General features: G+C 63.8%; 15 protein-coding genes. 3 read left to right on the forward strand and 12 right to left on the reverse strand.

The window, feature by feature from the left end; genetic code table 11:
• Positions 1-3 precede the first annotated feature (3 nt).
• Both FJV80_RS16795 and FJV80_RS16800 read right to left on the reverse strand, forming a co-directional pair.
• Positions 4-1,719: a hypothetical protein gene (locus tag FJV80_RS16795; RefSeq protein ID WP_142876981.1), complete on the reverse strand. Its 1,716-nt coding sequence runs from the start codon at positions 1,717-1,719 to the stop codon at positions 4-6.
• A 75-nt stretch (positions 1,720-1,794) separates the two neighbouring features.
• Positions 1,795-3,093, reverse strand: coding sequence for an adenylosuccinate synthase (locus tag FJV80_RS16800; RefSeq protein WP_095772066.1), 1,299 nt, complete (start codon positions 3,091-3,093; stop codon positions 1,795-1,797).
• Between the two features lie 213 nt (positions 3,094-3,306).
• Between FJV80_RS16800 and FJV80_RS16805 the strand changes: the two genes are divergently transcribed.
• Positions 3,307-4,218: a DMT family transporter gene (locus FJV80_RS16805; RefSeq protein WP_142876982.1), complete on the forward strand. Its 912-nt coding sequence runs from the start codon at positions 3,307-3,309 to the stop codon at positions 4,216-4,218.
• Between the two features lie 56 nt (positions 4,219-4,274).
• Here the strand turns inward: FJV80_RS16805 and serA are convergent, their stop codons facing one another.
• The 5 genes from serA to glmM all read right to left on the reverse strand — a co-directional run bounded on the left by serA (position 4,275) and on the right by glmM (position 10,793).
• Entirely contained in the window at positions 4,275-5,876 is a 1,602-nt protein-coding gene (gene serA, locus FJV80_RS16810) for a phosphoglycerate dehydrogenase (RefSeq protein ID WP_095772064.1), read from the reverse strand.
• 63 nt (positions 5,877-5,939) lie between these two features.
• Positions 5,940-7,115 carry a phosphoserine transaminase gene (locus tag FJV80_RS16815; protein ID WP_095789893.1) on the reverse strand — a complete coding sequence of 392 codons (1,176 nt, stop codon included), beginning with the start codon at positions 7,113-7,115 and terminating at the stop codon, positions 5,940-5,942.
• Positions 7,116-7,316: 201 nt separating this feature from the next.
• On the reverse strand, positions 7,317-8,081 hold the full coding sequence (locus FJV80_RS16820; protein WP_095772062.1) for an outer membrane protein: 765 nt from the start codon (positions 8,079-8,081) through the stop codon (positions 7,317-7,319).
• Between the two features lie 241 nt (positions 8,082-8,322).
• Positions 8,323-9,156, reverse strand: coding sequence for an outer membrane protein (locus tag FJV80_RS16825; RefSeq protein WP_095772061.1), 834 nt, complete (start codon positions 9,154-9,156; stop codon positions 8,323-8,325).
• A gap of 284 nt (positions 9,157-9,440) precedes the next feature.
• A complete protein-coding gene (gene glmM / locus FJV80_RS16830) occupies positions 9,441-10,793 on the reverse strand; it encodes a phosphoglucosamine mutase (protein ID WP_095772060.1) in 1,353 nt (450 codons plus the stop codon).
• Between the two features lie 369 nt (positions 10,794-11,162).
• Between glmM and FJV80_RS35065 the strand changes: the two genes are divergently transcribed.
• Positions 11,163-12,005, forward strand: coding sequence for a hypothetical protein (locus FJV80_RS35065; protein ID WP_142876983.1), 843 nt, complete (start codon positions 11,163-11,165; stop codon positions 12,003-12,005).
• 295 nt (positions 12,006-12,300) lie between these two features.
• Complete coding sequence (locus FJV80_RS16840) at positions 12,301-12,759, forward strand: hypothetical protein (RefSeq protein ID WP_142876984.1); 459 nt, start codon at positions 12,301-12,303, stop codon at positions 12,757-12,759.
• Positions 12,760-12,845: 86 nt separating this feature from the next.
• Here the strand turns inward: FJV80_RS16840 and ftsH are convergent, their stop codons facing one another.
• From ftsH to tolB, 5 genes are all read right to left on the reverse strand, one after another.
• On the reverse strand, positions 12,846-14,774 hold the full coding sequence (gene ftsH, locus FJV80_RS16845; RefSeq protein ID WP_019861731.1) for an ATP-dependent zinc metalloprotease FtsH: 1,929 nt from the start codon (positions 14,772-14,774) through the stop codon (positions 12,846-12,848).
• Between the two features lie 122 nt (positions 14,775-14,896).
• Positions 14,897-16,264, reverse strand: a complete 1,368-nt coding sequence (tilS, locus tag FJV80_RS16850) for a tRNA lysidine(34) synthetase TilS (RefSeq protein ID WP_142876985.1) — start codon at positions 16,262-16,264, stop codon at positions 14,897-14,899.
• A 33-nt stretch (positions 16,265-16,297) separates the two neighbouring features.
• Positions 16,298-17,410 (reverse strand): tol-pal system protein YbgF, encoded by a 1,113-nt coding sequence (ybgF, locus tag FJV80_RS16855; RefSeq protein ID WP_142876986.1) that lies wholly within the window; start codon positions 17,408-17,410, stop codon positions 16,298-16,300.
• Positions 17,411-17,622: 212 nt separating this feature from the next.
• Positions 17,623-18,129 carry a peptidoglycan-associated lipoprotein Pal gene (gene pal, locus FJV80_RS16860; RefSeq protein ID WP_013892538.1) on the reverse strand — a complete coding sequence of 169 codons (507 nt, stop codon included), beginning with the start codon at positions 18,127-18,129 and terminating at the stop codon, positions 17,623-17,625.
• 234 nt (positions 18,130-18,363) lie between these two features.
• Entirely contained in the window at positions 18,364-19,623 is a 1,260-nt protein-coding gene (tolB, locus tag FJV80_RS16865; protein ID WP_245318095.1) for a Tol-Pal system beta propeller repeat protein TolB, read from the reverse strand.
• Positions 19,624-19,628: the final 5 nt, after the last annotated feature.

Below are 19,628 nucleotides of genomic sequence, written 5' to 3' on the forward strand. Positions count from 1 at the left end.
TTCTCAGCCCGCCGTCTTCGCCTGCCAGGCCTTGATCGCCTCGTCGAACACCTTCTCGCCGGGAATGCCTTTTTCCATGGTCAGCAGCGCCCGGCGCCCGGTCTTGTAGACGACCGGCACGTCGATCCAGTCCTGGCCGCGCAGCAAGGTCATGTTGGCATCCTCGTCGGCCTTGGTGTCGTTGAGCGCGACGAGGAAGAAGCCGTCGGCGATCTTGGCGGGTATACCGATCAGCGGGCTGCCGGCATCCTGCTCGGAGCTCTTCATCGCCACGCGCAATATGTTGTCGACGCCGCCGCCCTCGAAACCGTCGGGCGTCAGGAAGATCATCTCGATGATATGGCTGGCTGGCAGCGTCTGGTCGGTGTTGCGGCGGATGGTCATGCGCAGCTGGATGTCCTTGCCGGGTATGGTCGCCTCGGCGCGGATCGCCGGCTCGGGCGGCAGGTCGCCACCGGGCGATTCCTGCACCAGCGACCAGACGATGCTGCCGGGCTCGGCCGAACCCTGCGCGGTGCTGGTGCGCTCCTCATAGAAGATCGCCTTCTGGCCGACCGGCACCGAGGTCTGCGTCGCTGGGGCAGCCGCCGGTGCCGCGGGCGTGGCGCCCGCCGGAGCGGGCGGTGGCGTGGCGGCGGCATTGGCCGGCGCGGCTGGTGCGGCGCTGTCGGCAGGCGGGGTCGCGGGGGGCGCGGTGCCAGCCGCGGGTGCGGGTGCGGTCGCGGCAGGCGCCGCCGCGGCTGGCGCGGGCGCGGCTGCGGCCGGGGGCGGATTGGCCGGGGCATTCGTCGCCGATGGCGGTGTCGTCAGCGCTGCGACGGATTCACCCTCGCCTATGCCGGTTTGGCCAGCGGCCGGGCCGGGGTCGGTTTCGCCGCCTTCGGGCGTCAGCCGCTGCGTGAATTTCGTCCCCTCGGCACCTGCCGCGGGCGCTGGCGCCGCCGGGGCGTCGGTCGCCGGCTTGGCCGGCGCCGGTTTCACGGGTTCGGTCTTGGCGACGACCTTGCTGCCGTCGAGGCCCAGCATCTTGCTGAAGGCGTCCTTGTTGAGCCAGATGCCATAGCCGCCGCCGGCAACGACCAGCAAGGCCACGACGGCGGCGATCAGTCCGCCATAGCTGCGTTTGCGCTCGGCAGGGCGCAGGCGGAAAGTATCGGCTGCCGCCGGTTCCTCATCGTCCGGGAAGACGTCGGCGCGATCATCGTCCTGGTCCGTATCCATGCCCGGCAAGGCAGGATCGGCGAGATCGGGGGCCACCGGTTGCACCGGCGTGGGTTTCTGCCAGCCTGGCTCGGCCTTGGCCACGGGCGAAGGCGCGGACTGGTAAGGTTGCGGCGTGGCGGCAGGCGGCGGCGCGGGACGGTAAGGCTCGGCCTTGGCGGCTGGCGGTGCCGGCCACGCCGGCTCCGCCTTCACCGGCTGGCGCGTGTGGCTCGGCTGGTTCTTGTTGCGGTCGATCGAGGAAAAGATGTGCTCCAGCTCCGCGAGCGGGTCCGTTTCCGGCACGCTCTTGGCATACTCGCGCTCGACGCTCGTAATGGCGTTTTCCAGTGAGCGCTTTTGCGCGCTTATGGCTTCGGTGGCCAGCGGCGGCGAATATTCCGCGAGCTTCTTGGCCAGCATGGAACGAACGCTGTCATAGATGCGCGTACGCTTTTCAGGCGTCTCGTCACCGTGCTTGTCGAGCGCCTTTTTCAGAACAGCAACAAAATCTGCCATGCTTCAGTCGACCTGTATTTTGCTTCCGCGCCGGCCCCCGCAAATCAGCCGTGATGCCCGGAAAGGCTTCAGAAACTAGTCTTGAAACGGATCGGTCACAAGTATCGTATCGTCCCGTTCCGGGCTGGTGGAGAGGAGGGCCACCGGCGCGCCGATCAACTCCTCTATGTATCGGACATATTTGACGGCCTGGGCCGGAAGGTCGTTCCAGCTGCGCGCGCCGGCAGTGGTGCCTTTCCACCCTTCCAGCGCCTCATAGACCGGTTCGACACGGGCCTGCGCGCCCTGGCTCGCAGGCAGGTAATCGATCATCTCGCCGTCGAGGCGATAGCCGGTGCAGACCTTGATCTCGTCCAGCCCGTCGAGCACGTCGAGCTTGGTCAACGCGATGCCCTTGATGCCGTTGACGGCGACAGCCTGGCGCACCAGCACCGCGTCGAACCAGCCGCAGCGGCGCTTGCGTCCGGTGACGACGCCGAATTCATGGCCGCGCGTGCCGAGGAATTCGCCGATCTCGTTCTTCTGTTCGGTCGGGAACGGACCTTCGCCGACGCGCGTCGTGTAGGCCTTGGTGATGCCAAGGACATAACCGATGGCGCCTGGACCGACGCCCGAGCCGGCGGCGGCCTGGCCGGCCACCGTGTTGGACGAGGTGACGAACGGATAGGTGCCGTGGTCGATGTCGAGCAGCGTGCCTTGCGCGCCTTCGAACAGGATGCGCTCGCCGGCGCGGCGCTTGTCGTCGAGGATCTTCCAGACACGGTCCATGTAGGGCAGGATCTCGTCGGCGACCGAGGTCAATTCGGCCATGATCGCGTCATGCGTGACTTCGCCATGGCCAAGCCCGCGGCGCAGCGCGTTATGATGCGTCAGCAGCCTGTCGACCTTCAGGGGCAGCGTTTCCAAATCCGCCAGATCCATCACCCGCACCGCGCGCCGACCCACCTTGTCCTCATAGGCCGGACCAATGCCCCGGCGGGTCGTGCCAATCTTCGTTCCGGAATTTGACGCGGCGTCCTCGCGGAATCCGTCCAGCTCCCGGTGCAGCGACAGGATAAGCGCTGTGTTTTCGGCTATTTTCAGGCGATCCGGCGTCACTTCGACGCCCTGCGCCTTGAGCTTTGACACTTCGGCCACGAAAGCATGCGGGTCGAAGACCACGCCATTGCCTATGATGGACAGCTTGCCCTGCCGCACGACGCCGGACGGCAACAGCGACAGCTTGTAGACCTTGCCGTCAACGACCAGCGTGTGGCCGGCATTGTGGCCACCCTGGAAACGCACCACGACATCGGCGCGCTCCGACAGCCAGTCGACGATCTTGCCCTTGCCTTCGTCGCCCCACTGCGAGCCGACGACCACCACATTGGCCATGTTTCTTTTCCCTTGAGACGCCGCCGAGCGGCTTGGATATGGTTCGAAACGACAGGCCTCTATAGCGTCAAGACCTCGCGAGCGCGACCTTTCTTTGCCGCCGAAAATGCCCTGAGGCACAACAATTTTCGGCTTTGACATCATTTACTTGGGCTGAGAGGGGCAATAGGCCGGCAAACACCGCGACGCATCCGTCGCGGCCGGAATCCTGCGATGCATCGAAGCGCCTACTTATTCCTGCTGCTCACCACCTTGCTGTGGGGTGGCAATTCGGTGGCCGGCAAGCTGGCGGTCGATCACGTCTCGCCGATGATGCTGGTCTTCCTGCGCTGGCTGCTGGCAGTGGCGATCCTGCTGCCGCTCGGCTGGCGCACGATCCAGGAGGACTGGTCCGTGGTGCGCCGGCACTGGCTCGTTCTGGCGGCACTCGGCGCCAGCGGCTTCACGCTGTTCAACGTGATCTTCTACACGGCACTCAACTACACGACGGCGATCAACGTCTCGATCGAACAGGCGGCGATGCCGATCCTGATCATGACGGCCAATTTCGTCTTCTTCCGGCTGCGCGTGAACTTGGCGCAGATCGCCGGCGTCGTGCTGACCATCGCCGGCGTGATCCTGACCGCTTGCCACGGCGATCCGCGCCGGCTGCTGACGCTGGAGCTCAATTTCGGCGACGCCATCATGCTGGTGGCGGTCGTCCTCTACAGCGGCTATTCGGTCGGGCTGCGGCTGAAGCCGGCGCTGCGCTGGCAGAGCCTGATGCTGGCCATGTCGATCGCCGCGCTCATCACCTCGCTGCCCTTCCTGCTGTGGGAGGTCGCCGCCGGCAAGGCCATCGTGCCCGACGCACGCGGCTGGACGGTCATCGTCTACACCGCCATCGGCGCCTCGGTCGTCTCGCAGATAACCTACATCAGGGGCAACGAGCTGATCGGCGCCAACCGCGCCGGCCTGTTCATCAACCTGGTGCCGATCTTCGGCACGCTGCTTTCGGTGCTGATCGTCGGCGAGACGTTCCAGCTCTATCAGGCCTTGGCGCTTGTGCTCGTGCTGGGCGGCATCGGGCTTGCCGAACATAGCGGGCGCAAGAGCGCGATGACCCGGCAGGCCAGGGCGCGCTGAGCAGCAGGAAGGCGCGACAGACGCCGCGCCTTCTGATCTTGGCGAAAAGCCGGGGGTCAGATCCCGCCGACGTCGAACTGCAGCCGCTTGGCCGAATCGATCGACTTGTGCGCCCGCACCTGCTCCAGCACCTTTTCCGGGAACGGCGCGTCGAGATAGAGCAGCGCTATGGCGTCGCCGCCCGGCCGGTTGCGGCCAAGCTGGAAGTTGGCGATGTTGACACCATTCTCGCCGCACACCGTGCCGAGCAGGCCGATGATGCCGGGGGCATCGGCATTGGTGGTGTAGAGCATGTGCTGGCCGACCTCGGCGTCAAGGTTGATGCCCTTGATCTGGATGAAGCGTGGCTTGCCGTCCGAGAAGCAGGTGCCGGCGATCGAGCGCGTCCTGTGCTCGGTCTTGACCGTCAGCTTGATGTAGCCGTCGAACACGCCCGACTTGTCGCGCTTGACCTCGGCGACGATGATGCCGCGCTCCTTCACCATGATCGGCGCCGAAACCATGTTGACGTCGGAGACCTGCGGCCGGATCAGCCCGGCCAGCGTCGCGCTGATCAGCGCGCGCGTGTTCATCGTCGCGGTCGAGCCGTCGAACAGGATCTCGACCTCCGTGATCGGATCCTCGGTGACCTGGCCGACAAAGGCGCCGAGCACTTCGGCGAGCTTGACGAAGGGCTTGAGCCGCGGCGCTTCTTCCGCCGTGATCGACGGCATGTTGATGGCGTTGGAGACCGCGCCCTTGATCAGATAGTCCGACATCTGCTCGGCGACCTGCAGCGCGACATTCTCCTGCGCTTCCGCCGTCGAGGCGCCGAGATGCGGCGTCGCCACCACGTTTTCCATGCCGAACAGGGCGTTCTGCTCGGCCGGCTCCACCTCGAACACGTCGATGCCGACGCCCGCCACCTTGCCGCTCTTCAACGCCGCGATCAGATCGGCCTCGACGATCAGCCCACCGCGCGCGCAATTGATGATGCGCACGCCGTTCTTCATCTTGGCGATTGCCCCGGCGTCGATGATGTTGCGCGTCTTGTCGGTCAGTGGCGTGTGCAGCGTGATGAAGTCCGCGCGAGCGAACAGCTCATCGAGCTCGACCTTGTCGACGCCGAGCTCCTCGGCACGCTTGTCCGACAGGAACGGGTCGAAGGCGATGACATGCATCTTCAGTCCGACGCCGCGTGTGGCGACGATCGAGCCGATATTGCCGCAGCCGATGACACCCAGCGTCTTGCCGGTGATCTCGACACCCATGAAGCGGTTCTTCTCCCACTTGCCGGCATGGGTCGAGGCGTTGGCTTCCGGGATCTGGCGCGCCAGCGCGAAGATCATCGCCACGGCATGCTCGGCTGTCGTGATCGAATTGCCGAAGGGCGTGTTCATCACGATGATACCCTTGCGGCTCGCCGCCGGGATATCGACATTGTCGACGCCGATGCCGGCGCGGCCGATGACCTTGAGCCTGGTGGCGGCGTTGATCAGCTTTTCGGTGACCTTGGTTGCCGAGCGGATGGCGAGGCCGTCATACTGGCCGATCACTTCGAGCAGCTTTTCCTTGTCCTTGCCGAGGTCTGGCAGATAGTCGACCTCGACGCCGCGATCCTTGAAGATCTGCACGGCGGTGGGAGAGAGTTTGTCAGAGACGAGAACGCGGGGCGCCATTGCGGCCTCCTTGAAATGGGATTGATCCGGGAACGGGCGGCCCGCGGGCCGCCACGGAAAGTCTCAGGCCGCCGCTTTCAGCGACGCCTTCTGCGCGGCGAAGGCCCAGTCGAGCCAGGGCAGCAGCGCCTCGAGATCCGATGTCTCGACCGTCGCACCGCACCAGATACGCAGGCCCGGAGGCGCGTCGCGATAGGAGCCGATGTCGTAGGCGACACCTTCCTTGTCGAGCGCCGAGACCAGCCCCTTGGCGAAAGCCGCCTGACCGTCGGCGTCGAGCGTCGCCACATGGGCATCGGTGAAGGACAAGCAGACCGACGTGTTCGACCGCGTCGCCGGCTGGACGGCGAGATGGCCGAGCCAGGAGGACTTGTCGACAAATCCGTCGAGCACGGCAGCATTGGCATCCGCCCTGGCGACCAGTGCATCGAGGCCGCCGATCGACTTCGCCCAGTGCAGCGCGTCGAGATAGTCCTCGACACACAGCATCGACGGCGTGTTGATGGTCTCGCCCTTGAAAATGCCCTCGATCAGCTTGCCGCCGGAGGTCAGGCGGAAGATTTTCGGCAGCGGCCATGAAGGCTTGTAGTTCTCCAGCCGCGCGACGGCTCGGGGCGACAGGATCAGCATGCCATGCGCGCCCTCGCCGCCCAGCACTTTCTGCCAGGAGAAAGTGACGACATCGAGCTTTTCGAAATCGAGCCTTTGCGCGAAAGCCGCCGAAGTGGCGTCGCAGATGGTCAGGCCCTTGCGATCCGCCGGGATGAAGTCACCATTCGGCACGCGCACGCCCGACGTGGTGCCGTTCCAGGTGAAGACAACGTCGCGGTCGAAATCGATCTTGGCCAGATCCGGCAACTCGCCATAGCCGGCCTCGAGCTTGCGCACGTCGGGCAGCTTCAGCTGCTTGACCACGTCGGTGACCCAGCCGGAGCCGAAGCTTTCCCAGGCGACCATGTCGACGCCGCGCTCGCCGAGCAGCGACCACAGCGCCATCTCGACGGCGCCTGTGTCCGACGCCGGCACGATGCCGATGCGGTAGTCGGCCGGAACCCGGAGGATTTCGCGCGTCAGCTCGATCGCCTGTTCGAGCTTGGTCTTGCCGATCTTGGCGCGGTGGGAACGGCCGAGCGCGGCATTCTTGAGCGCCTCGACCGACCAGCCGGGGCGTTTTGCGCAAGGACCTGAGGAGAAATTGGGGTTTGCCGGACGGAGTCCGGGTTTCGTATGCGTCGTCATCGTGGTCTATCCTTCCAGATAGTGGCCCCTCGTTGGGGAGGGGTGGCCCACGGACGGCGATATGCGTTCAGGCCTCGGGCGTCAAGAGGAAAGTTTTTGTCGCTGCCGGGATACCGGCGATCCGTGATCAGGATCGCGTGATCTCAAACGCGAACGGCGGACCGCTGGGATCCGCCGCTAAAGTCTCGCCCGGTCCCTGGCCTACCAGAGATCGTAGCGCAGTCCGAGCTTGATCTGGTGATTGCTGATGCCCTTGTGGACGGGGAAGGAGGTCAGACTTGCGGCCGTGACATATTCGGCATCCGGGGCGGAGAAATACTGATAGCCGAGGTCGACCGAAACGTTCTTCGACACCTGGTAGGCAAGGCCGGCATTGAGCGTATAGGCCAAGGAGTACTTCGTCTTGTCGTCGGTCTGCTCGAAATCGTCGGTGGGATCGAAATTGTTGGTGAAATAGCTGGCCGAGAGCTTGCGCGTGCTCTGTACGATTCCGACGCCGCCGCCCAGATAAGGGGTGATCCCGACATAAGTGCCAAGGTCGACATAGCCGTTGAGCATGAGCGAGTAGGCGTAATTCTTCAGGTCAGCCGACGCTTGGGTATACGCGATCGTGGATCCCGAATCATCATAGCCAACGCCGATCTTGTTGCCGGGCAGATAGCCGAGATTGAGATCGGCGCGCAGATAGTCGTTGAAGTGGTAGCCAAAGCCGATGCTGGCAAAGATCGGATCTTCTTTTTCGTCGAAGCTCGCCGGCGTGAAGGCGAAATCATCGTTCTTGAAGCTCTTCTGCACCAGATAGGAGACGTCGCCGCGCAGATACCAGCCGGAGCCGACCTCGACCGGCACATAGTCGGGCGCCTGATCGGTATAGATCGGCGGATCGTAGTCGGCGGCGATTGCCGGCGTCAGCGGCAAGAGACCGAGTCCGGCAAGCGCCAGCACAGTACGCGATGTGAGTGTCATAGTCCCCGACTCCCGGATTTGACGACACCTGCGATCAACACGGCAGCCATCGTTTCAGGGAGCATTGTTAACCATAGTGGTTAAGTCACGGTTAAGGCTAATAGAGCGTTAGCGAATTCATCTCAGCTAATACATAGCGCCTAAATTGCCCTCCCTGTCAGGGCGCTTCATTGGCGACAGCTCAAGCGAAAACCGCCCGGTCAAGCCGGGCGGTTCGTGTATATTGGAAGCTGTAGATTTCTTACTTGGTGTAGACCGGCTCAGGTTCGGGCTGGTAGGCCACCACCGGTGCCGCGCACCCATTGTTGCCACCGAACTGATAGCGCAGGCCGCCGCGCACCTCGTGGGTGTTGAAGCCGCGGTCGAAACCCGGGCCGGTGCTGCTCGCATCCCATTCGAACATGCGGCCGCCCTGAATATGGGAGAAACGATAGCCCGCATCGAGGATGATCTTGTCAGTCAAGCAGTAGGAGGCACCGGCCATCAGAGCGTAAGCGAAGCGCCAGTTGGATGCTCCGGGGTTGGTCTCGGTGGTGTTCGGGTCGTAGACGGTATCCCACTTGACGTGCGCGCCGCCGATACCGGCGCCGACATAAGGCGTGATGCCGTGCCAGGTGCCGATATCGACATAGGCATTGGCCAGCAGCAGCAGGGCGCTCATCTTCGACACTTCGGTCGACGTCGAGACGAGATCCGAGGTGCCGCCGTTGAAGTTCGACTTGAACCAGTAGTCGGCGGTTACGTCCGTACGCAGGTAATCGTTGATCTTGTAGCCGACACCGCCGCCGAGCGAGAAGCCGCCCTTGAGCTTGCCGTAGTCGAAACTCTTGCCGCCCGGTATGACCGTACAATTACAGGGATCGATGCCGTAGGTCATGTAGTCGATGCCGCGCACATCGGACTTGTGATAGTCGATGTCGCCGCGGATATACCAGCCGCCGACGTCGACCGGCTGTTCGTAGACCGGCGGCGGTGCCTCTTCTACCTGCGGCTCAGGCAGGTCGGCCGCGAACACCGGCCAGGCCAGGCCCGCGAACAGCAACGCGAACAGGGCCTTTCTTGCTGTATTGAACATGCTTGTCACCCCTAGGAACCCTCGGAACGCGATCGCGTCCGAACGAGATTGGCTTTCAGGCGTGGATAATGAATTGGAAAAGTTAAAAGGCGTTTAACCCTGTCGGTTAACCACGAATCTCTAAAATTCGAGGAATCCGGGCATGATTTCGATAGTAAGGGGTCGCTCTCCGGCCAATAAAAAAGCCCGCCGAAATGGCGGGCCTGGATATGCAACCGGAGCAGTGACGTGACCCCCAGAGCAATTCCGTGAACCGGTGAAACACGCTGAGGGCGCGCTGGAGATCAGGCTGCGCTGCGGGTCTCCGAAATGACCTCGACAATGTCGTTGACGACGGCCTCGACCAGTTGCGGATCGTCGCCTTCGGCCATGACACGGATCAGCGGCTCGGTGCCGGACGGACGGATGACCAGACGCCCGGCCTTGCCGAGACGGTTGCGCGCATCCTCGATCGCGGCCTTGACCGGAGCTTCCTCGAGCGGCTTGCCGCCGGCGATACGGACATTCTTCAAGAGTTGCGGCACCGGCTCGAATTTCTTCGACAGTTCGCTGACTGGGCGTCCCTGGCGCTTGATGCAGGCCAGCACCTGCAGCGCCGACACTAGGCCGTCGCCGGTGGTCGAGAAGTCCGACAGCACGATGTGGCCGGACTGTTCGCCGCCGACATTGAGCCCATGCGCGCGCATATGCTCCACGACATAGCGGTCGCCGACCTTGGTGCGGTGCAATTGCAGTTTCATGTCGCCGAGGAAGCGTTCGAGGCCGAGATTGGACATGACCGTCGATACCACGCCGCCGCCGGCAAGCCGTCCGCTCTGGTGCCAGGACTCGGCGATCATCGCCATGATCTGGTCGCCGTCGACGATAGCGCCATTCTCGTCGACGATGACGACGCGGTCTGCATCGCCATCGAGCGCGATGCCGATATCGGCGCGCACTTCATGCACCTTCTTCTGCAGGCCGGCCGGATGCGTCGAGCCGCATTCCTTGTTGATGTTGAAGCCGTTGGGTTCGACATTGATGGCCACGACCTCGGCGCCGAGCTCCCACAGCGCCTCGGGCGCCACCTTGTAGGCCGCGCCATTGGCGCAATCGACGACGATCCTGAGGCCCGAAAGCGACATCGAGCGCGGCAACGTACGCTTGGCGAACTCGATATAGCGGTCATGCACGCCATCGACACGCTTGGCGCGGCCAAGCCCGTCGGAATCGGCGAGTGTCAGTTCGATATCCTTGTCGAGCATGCTCTCGATGCGCTCTTCGATCTCGTCCGAAAGCTTGTAGCCATCCGGACCGAACAGCTTGATGCCGTTGTCGTAATAGGGATTGTGCGAGGCCGAGATCATGACGCCGATATCGGCGCGCAGGGAACGCACCAGCATGGCGACGGCCGGGGTCGGGATCGGACCGAGCAGGAACACGTCCATGCCGGCGGCGCAGAGACCCGCCACCATCGCATTCTCGATCATGTAGCCGGAAAGCCTGGTGTCCTTGCCCAAAACGACGCGATGGCGGTGGCTGCCGCGCTGGAACGAAAGGCCAGCGGCCATCCCGACCCGCATGGCGATCTCCGCGGTCATCGGAAACTTGTTGGCGCGCCCGCGAATGCCGTCCGTGCCGAAGTAATTCCCTGCCATGCGAGTTCAATTCCCTGAAGGTTCTTTGCCGGCGCTTTAATGCCATAATTGACCGGCGAGCCATGATCACATTGTGTGATTATATGTTACCAATCCTTAGAAAATCATTGTTGTGCGCTGCACACAAAAAGGCAGCAGCCCAACATGATGGCACCGCGGCGCTGCAATATACCAGTTCTGCGAGCTATATGCCGCAGCTGCACGCGGAAAATCTTGTTTTTGACCCGGTAAGGCACAATGATTTCATCACCTTATCGGGAGGAGCAAGCTTTGGGCGATATATACGCCACTTAGCATCTGGCGCAACCGACCGTTGAGCGTTATTGATTCGCAGGGACGTATAATGGGCTGCTGCAATGGAGAAACGCTATGCTCATCCACCGACTTGCCGCTTTGACCGGCCTCGCCGTAGTGACGTTGTTCCTGGCCGCGCCAGCCAACGCACTGACGATGGCCGAGTGCAGCACGAAGTATAACGCCGCCAAGGATGCGGGGACACTGGCCGGCCAGACCTGGAACCAGTTCCGCAAGGCGCAATGCGGCACCGATGCCGCCGCCACCACGGACACCAAGCCGGCCGATACCAAGAAGGCCGCCGAAACCAAGCCGGCCAAGGCAGCCAAGGCAGCGGCCGCCGACGCGGGCGCCGCGAAGGGGCTGACGGCCAAGGAATGCAGCGCCAAGTACCAGGCGGCGAAGGCCGCCGGCACGCTGAACGGCATGAAGTGGAACGACTTCCGCAAGACCGAATGCGCCGCCGGCGCATCCGCCGCCGCTGACACCACCAAGCCGGCAACCACCAAGGCAGCCGCGGCTCCCGCCGACAGTGGCGGCAAGGGCCTGAGCATGGCCGAGTGCAGCACCAAGTACCAGGCTGCCAAGACGGCGAACACCCTGAAGGGCATGAAGTGGAACGACTTCCGCAAGGCCGAATGCGGCGCCAGCGCCTCGGATGACGACACCGTGCCTGCCCCGAGTGAAGCAAATTACACCAAGGAGCCGGCGAAGCCGACGACGGTTGCGCCCAAGGGCGTCACCTTCCCGTCCGCGATCTCGCCGAAATATGCCAGCGAGACCCCCGGAAAGGGTCGCATGCACACCTGCCTCGACCAGTACTATGCCCTCAAGGACGCCAATGCGCTTGGCGGCCTGAAGTGGATCCAGAAGGGCGGCGGCTTCTACAGCCTGTGCAATGCCAAGCTGAAGGGCTAAGCTACGCATTCCCCCGGATCGATGAGGCATGAGCCGGTTGAGATCGAATTGAGTTAGACGGAAAGTCTGGCAAGGACAGGCAAAGGCCCGCGATGCATCTGCTTCGCGGGCCTTTTATTGCTCGCGACGACGCCCGCGGCCTTGCTCGCATCTATCGCGGGAGCTGTCGGCATCAATTCGCCCACACTGCCCACCGCCGGCCCTTATCGCTAGCTCCCAAAGATTCTAATTGAACATATCAGGAACAAACAGTATACAAAAGGATGTCTAACTTGTTATCAACCGGGAGGATCTTATGCCCAATTTGAAATTGGCGGTATTGGCTGTGACGGCATCGGTTGCTTGGAGCGTCGCCCCTGCAAGCGCACTGACGATGAAGGAATGCGGCGAGACCTATCGGACAGCCAAAGAAGGCGGCACTCTGAACGGCATGGACTGGGCCGCTTTCCGCAAGGAGAAATGCGCGACGCCCGCTGCGGAGAGTGTCAACGGCGATACCGTCAAAACCGCGCCGCAGCCGAAAAAGGAATCCGACGCGGCGGTCGCCCCCACTGTAGCGCCGGCAGGCGTGACATTCCCAACCACCCTCGCCGCCGAGTTCAAGACCGAAAAGCCCGCGAAGGCGCGGATGAAGACCTGCCTGCAGGGTTACCACGGCAACAAGGACGCGGGTACGTTGAACGGCCTTCGCTGGATCCAGAAGGGCGGCGGTTATTACAGCCTGTGCAATGCGCGGCTGAAAGCTGAATCATAAAAATGGAATACGGCGGATAAAGCGGTCACGCAGACGTTGAGCCGTGATCCTCGGGCTTGTCCCGAGGATCTGCTGTCCGCCCCGGCTCAGCTCGACGGCTGTGGCTCCATGCCGCCTTCGGGCTCGGGACCCTTCTTGCGGCGGCCGCCGGACTTCGGCACGGCCGAGCCGCGGCTGGGCGGCGTGTCGTCGCCGAGATCGCGCGCGGGCTTCTCGCCGGCGATCAGCTGCTTGATCTCGTCGCCCGACAGCGTCTCGTATTCGAGCAGGCCCTGCGCCAGCGCGATCCATTCCTTCTTCTTCTTGGTCAGGATGGACTTTGCTGTCGAATAGGCCTCGTCGATCAGGCGACGCACTTCGGCGTCGATGATCTGCGCGGTCTCTTCCGAGATGTTTTGCGTGCGCGCCACCGAATGGCCGAGGAACACTTCCTCCTGATTGTCGCCATAGGCGACATGGCCGAGCTTGTCGGAGAAGCCCCAGCGCGTGACCATGGCGCGCGCCAGCTTGGTTGCCTGCTCGATGTCGGAAGAGGCGCCCGAAGTGATGTTCTCCTTGCCGAATTTGAACTCCTCGGCAACGCGGCCGCCCATCATGATGGCAAGGCGCGAGATCATGTATTTGTAGCTCATCGAATAGCGGTCGCCTTCCGGCAACTGCATGACCATGCCGAGCGCGCGGCCACGCGGAATGATGGTGGCCTTGTGCAGCGGGTCGGCTGACGGCACGTTGAGCGCCAGTATGGCGTGGCCGGCTTCGTGATAGGCGGTCAGCTCTTTCTCGGCCTGGGTCATGGCCGATGAGCGGCGTTCGGCGCCCATCATGATCTTGTCCTTGGCATCCTCGAACTCGGCCATGGTGACGAGGCGCTTGTTGCGCCGCGCCGCCATCAGCGCCGATTCGTTGACAAGGTTCATCAGGTCGGCGCCGGAGAAGCCCGGCGTGCCACGCGCGACAACCTTGAGATCGACATTGGGGGCCAGCGGCACGTTGCGCACATGCACCTTGAGGATCTTCTCGCGGCCGACGATATCGGGGTTCGGCACCACCACCTGGCGGTCGAAACGACCCGGACGCAGCAGCGCCGGATCGAGCACGTCGGGACGATTGGTGGCGGCGATCAGGATGATGCTTTCGTTGGATTCGAAGCCGTCCATCTCGACCAGCAGCTGGTTCAGCGTCTGCTCGCGCTCGTCATTGCCGCCGCCGAGGCCGGCGCCGCGGTGGCGCCCGACCGCGTCGATTTCGTCGATGAAGATGATGCAGGGCGCGTTCTTCTTGGCCTGGTCGAACATGTCACGCACACGGCTTGCACCGACGCCGACGAACATCTCGACGAAGTCCGAACCCGAAATGGTGAAGAACGGCACGTTGGCTTCTCCGGCGACCGAGCGGGCGAGCAGCGTCTTGCCGGTGCCGGGAGGGCCGACCAAAAGCACGCCGCGCGGAATCTTGCCGCCGAGACGCTGGAACTTCTGCGGATCGCGCAGGAACTCGACGATCTCTTCCAGATCTTCCTTGGCTTCGTCGACGCCGGCGACGTCCTGGAACGTGACGCGGCCATGCGCCTCCGTCAGAAGCTTGGCCTTCGACTTGCCAAAACCCATGGCGCGCCCTGATCCAGACTGCATCTGGCGCATGAAGAATATCCAGACGCCGAGGATCAGGATCATCGGCAGCCAGGAGATCAGGTAGCCGAACAGCGAATTGGAACCGTCGGTCTCGGGCCGCGCATTGATGGTGACGTTCTTGTCCTGCAGCCGCGAGACCAGCTGGGGATCGCCGGGCGAATACGTCTGGAAGCCGGTGGAATTGTCGGTGTAGGTGCCGGTGATGCGGGCGCCCGCAATGGTCACCGTCTTGACCCGGCCGGCCGCGACATCCTGCAGGAACTGCGAATAAGGCACATCGCTCGAAGCCCCGCGCGTCTGCGGCGTCTGGAACAGATTGAAGAGAGCGATGAGCAGGACCGCTATGATCGCCCAGAGCGCGAGGTTGCGATAGTTCGGATTCATCAATTGTCCCGTTGGCGTCCGCGCACGGACAGCATCATGAGAGGAAACTTGAGCCTAACATAGGGAGAGCGTCTCCCCTTGCCAAGCAGAACAGCACGTCTGGGTTAAGCTTTCGGCCACCATCAATCGGCACTGTGGCCGCCCAATGGCGAAGCGGGAAGCGGTGACGCGCCGATCAGTTCGGCGACGGCCCGCGCCGGCGCCAGATCGAAGGACGGCAGAAAGCGGGAAAAAGGCGACACGACCGGTCGCGCCGCGAACGCCAGCGACCCCGGCCCGCCCTGCGGCGAACCAGGCTTTTCAAGGGCTTGTCGCAATGTCGGTTCCGCGGCCATTGCGGCGCGCATCAGGCTTGCCGGGGTTTTTCCATCATCGATCGCCAGCCGCCTCGCAGCTGTCACGCCCAACGGTGCGATCAACAATGCGCCGGACCTGTCGTTCAATGTGATGTGGCGGCGGCCGTCCCAGATGGTGTTGTCGACAGCGGTTGCGGCGGGCGGCAAACCCCGCGCCTCGCGGCGCAGGAAGAGACCGGTTCGCCGGAAATCGACCACCGTCCGCGACAATGTGGCGCAAAGAAATCCGGCCTTCAGCCGGCCCAACAGCGCCTCGCTGCGCGCCTGGTCCGGCAGGAAGGCACCGCCTCCGGCGGTGGCCAGCAGGATGCGCAACGCATAGGCGGGCGCCCGGCCGTCGTCCGCGGTCAGCATTGCCGGATCGAGCCGGACGAGACCCGTGCACGGCTGGCTGGCGAAGCGATGGATCAGATCGGCAGCGCTGGCGCCAAGCTGCCTGCGCTCGACGGCGGCTTGGCCCGCGAGCCGCAGCGCATTCTCCATGTGGCCGGCACTTTCGCCGGCAAGTGCTGCGCGCACGCGCGGCCGCTCGAAGGCCTCGTCGATATTGGTCGGGTCATCGGCCCAGCCAACATGTTCATGCCGCAGGAAATCGCGAAGCGCCGAGCGCCGCATCTCCAGAAGTGGGCGAACGATCCACTCGCGCCAGTCATAGAGGGTGGCCGGCGCCATGCCGGCAAGCCCACGGCCTGCCATGTCGGCAAGCTCCCGGCCGCGTGCATGCCGCATCAGCACCGTCTCGGCCTGGTCGTCGGCGGTATGACCGGTGACGATCAGGCCGATGCCTTCCGCGCGCGCCGCCTCGGCCAGCAGATGGTAGCGCGCTTCGCGCGCCGCCGCCGGCAGGCCGGTCAATGGCTTGCGCCCGGACCACGTCAGGGTGCGGTGGGCAATGCCGCGCTCGGCGCACAACTTCGCCACGGCTTGCGCCTCGGCCGCCGAACCCTGGCGCAGGCCATGGTCGATCGTCACGGCCAGCAGCTTCGCTGACGATGCGGTTCGGTCGAGATGCTGTTTGAGAAGGAGAAGCAGGGCGGTCGAGTCACTGCCGCCGGACACGGCCGCAATGGCGCCGCGGGTAAAATCGATAGGCGAAAAAAGTCTGGTCGAAAGATCAGGCTCGGTGTCGAGCATCAACGCATGTCGTCCAAAAGCGGTCGCGGTCCATCAGCACGCAGCCAGGGCCTTCTCCTGCTTGACGCGTTCCTTGAGTGCACTGGAGATGTCGGGGTAGCGCTTGCCGACTTCGCTGAAGGTGGCGCAGGCGACGTCGTGCTGCTTGAGGCCGACCAGCGACACGCCAAGTTTCAACAGCATGTCGGGCGCCTTCTTGGCCTTGGGGTAGTCCTTGCTGGCGGCGAGGAAGACTTCGGCCGCGTCGCGGTATTTCTGCTGGCCAAGCAGCGATTCACCCAGCCAGTAATGCGCGTCCGCCGCCTTCGCATCGCGCGGGAAGCGCGAGATATGATCGCGAAAACCCTGTTCGGCGGTGCTATAGTCGCCCGACAGGATGAACTGGTAGGAATTGCGGTAGAGTTCCTCCGGGTCCTTGGTGGAGGGCAGCGCCGCGACGATCGTGCCATTGGACTTGCCGGCCTTGGCCGGAGCGCCGGTGGCCGGGGCGCCATCTTGCGCCGGCGCGGTCGACTGGGTGTTGCCGCCGGCGTCGATCACATTGCCGTTCTTGTCGACGGTGATGGAACCAAAGGTCTTTTCCGGGGCTCCCGTGCCGGGGATCACCTTGCCGGGGTCGCCATCCGGCGATTCGACGATGACGTCCTCGACCGTCTTGCCGCCCGCGGACTGATTGGCGCCGGACGCGGTGCCGGCATCGGCCGGAGCCTGGGTAGCCGGGGCCGCCGCCACGTCGGCGTTGGTGTCGGTGGTGGCGTCGGATTTCTTCTGCGCCGGAGGCTGTCCGCCTTGCGCGCCGCCTTCAAGCTGCTGGAAGCGGAACTCGTTGTCTTCCTGCTGCTTGCGCATCTGTTCCTGCATCTGCAGGATCTGGAAATTGAGCTCTTCGATCTTGCCGTTCATCTGGCGCAGCTGGTCCTCGAGCCCGGTGGCGCCGGCGCCGTTCGACTGCTGCGCGAGCTGGACCTGGTCGGGTTTCTTCTTGTCGCCGAAGAGGCTCGGCAACTCGAGGCTCGGCAGATGGAAGGAAAAGCCGCTGTCGGTTGACTGCCCTGGGCCGCTTGCCCCCGGACCGCTTGCCACGGCGGTGAAGCCTGATAGGAGCAGCGCCGCAAGCGTGCCGCTCAGAACCGATCTCAAATGCATGTGCCTCTCGCCGTGTGTCGTTTGTCTGTTCGCGCCTTCCAATCAGGATGGGACCAGCCAGGCGCCCTCGGCTCATAGCAGGACGCGAGACTTCGGCCAAATTTTGTTTCGGTCACCCGGATATGAAAAAGGCGGCCCGGAGGCCGCCTTTCGCAAAGCTGTGTTGCATTTTTGCCAGTCGGCGCGATCGCGTCTCCCGACGCGCGGCCAACTCAGGAACCGGCGCCGCTGAGCGTGGTGACGGCGCGGCGATTCTGCGACCAGCAGGAGATGTCGTCGCACACCGCGACCGGACGTTCCTTGCCGTAGGAAATGGTCTTCAGGCGGCTGGAAGCGACACCCTTGGAAACGAGGAAGTCGCGGGCGGCGGCGGCGCGGCGGGCGCCGAGCGCCAAATTGTACTCGCGCGTGCCGCGTTCGTCGGCATGACCTTCGACGACGATGGCATACTGCTTGTACTGGTTCAGCCACTGCGCCTGGCGGGCGAGCGTCGTCTGCGCGTCGGCGCGGATCGAGGACGAGTCCGTATCGAAGAAGATCCGGTCGCCAATGTTGACGGTGAAATCCTGCGCCGAGCCGGGCGTTGCGGCACCGGCACCGTTGAGGCCAAGATCGGCGGCGCTGTTGGGCGTCTTCTTCGAAGCGCAACCGGCAATGGCGAGCATCGCCACCAGCGCGATCATGACCGGGTTTCTGGTAAGTGCTGCGATACGGCCCATGCCGCCTCTCCTTCGCATTTCGAGTGATTTCGTTGATCACCCAGTAACCACGTTTGGGTTAACCGGCATTCAAGAAACACGGTTAAAATTTGGTTTAGGCTGCCCGTCCGCAACCTTTTGATCGGGGTCACAGTTGGCGCGGACCCTAGGCGGAAATGCGGCCAAAACGCGACGAAGGCATGGAAAAGGGGCCGAAACGGCCCCTTTTCAGCATCTGTGGCAATTCGGCCGACGCTATTCCAGCAGCGGCGACCAGGCCGGATCCGACGCGAAGTTCGCGGTCGGGATCGGCTGCTCATTGCGGCCGGTGAGATCGACAGAAACCAGCTTCGGGCCGCCATTGGAGTCGCGGAAGAACATCAGCACGCGGCCGTTTGGCGCCCAGGTCGGTCCTTCCTGCTGGAAACCGGACGACAGAATGCGCTCGCCGGAACCGTCGGTCTTCATGACGCCGATCTGGAATTCGCCGCCGGTCTGCTTGGTGAAGGCGATGAGATCGCCGCGCGGCGACCACACCGGCGTTGAATAGACGCCGTCGCCGAAGGAGATTCGGGTCTGGCCCGAGCCGTCGGCGCCCATCACATAGATCTGCGCGCGGCCGCCGCGGTCCGAGGTGAACACCACCTTGCTGCCGTCGGGCGAATAGGAGGGCGAGGTGTCGATGGCGGTCGAGTTGGTCAGCCGCGTCGTCGAGCGGCTGCGCAGGTCCATGGCGAAGATGTTGGAATTGCCGTCGTCGCGCAGCAGGCTCATGATCACCTTCTGGCCGTCGGGCGAGAAGCGCGGCGCAAACGTCATGCCGGGGAAATTGCCGACCAGTTCGCGCTGCCCGGTCTCGATCTGCAGGAGATAGACCCGCGGCTGGCCGCTCTCATAGGACATGTAGGTGATTTCCTGCCGGTTCGGCGAGAAACGCGGCGTCAGCACGATCGACCGGCCGTCCGAGAGATAGCGGACATTGGCGCCGTCCTGGTCCATGATGGCCAGGCGCTTCTTGCGCGCGTTCTTGGCGCCGGATTCGTCGATGAACACCACGCGCGTGTCGAAGTAGCCCTTCTCGCCGGTCAGCCGTTCATAGATGGCGTCCGCGATGATGTGGGCGACGCGGCGCTGGTTGGCGTCGTTGGCGAAGAACTGCTCACCCGACATCTGCTGTCCGGCGAAAGTGTCCCAAAGCCGGTACTGCGCACGGATGCGGCCATCGGCCTCCTTGCTGACGCTGCCGGTGACCAGCGCCTGCGCGTTGATCACCTTCCAGTCGTCGAAGCGGGGTGCGGCATCCGGGTTCGAGATCTTCTCGATGAAGGCGCTCTTGTCGATCGGCGCGAACAGGCCCGAGCGCTTCAGGTCGGCCGTGACGATCTGAGAGATCTGCGCGCCAAGCGCGTCGCCGCCCTGGAAATCCGTGATGGCGATCGGCAGCGGCTCGACATTGCCTTTGTTGACGTTGAGCTCGACGAGCGCCCACGCCGGCATGGGGACTACCGCCGTCATGCCCA

The sequence above is a fragment of the Mesorhizobium sp. WSM4310 genome, assembly GCF_007003935.1.
GTDB lineage: Bacteria > Pseudomonadota > Alphaproteobacteria > Rhizobiales > Rhizobiaceae > Mesorhizobium.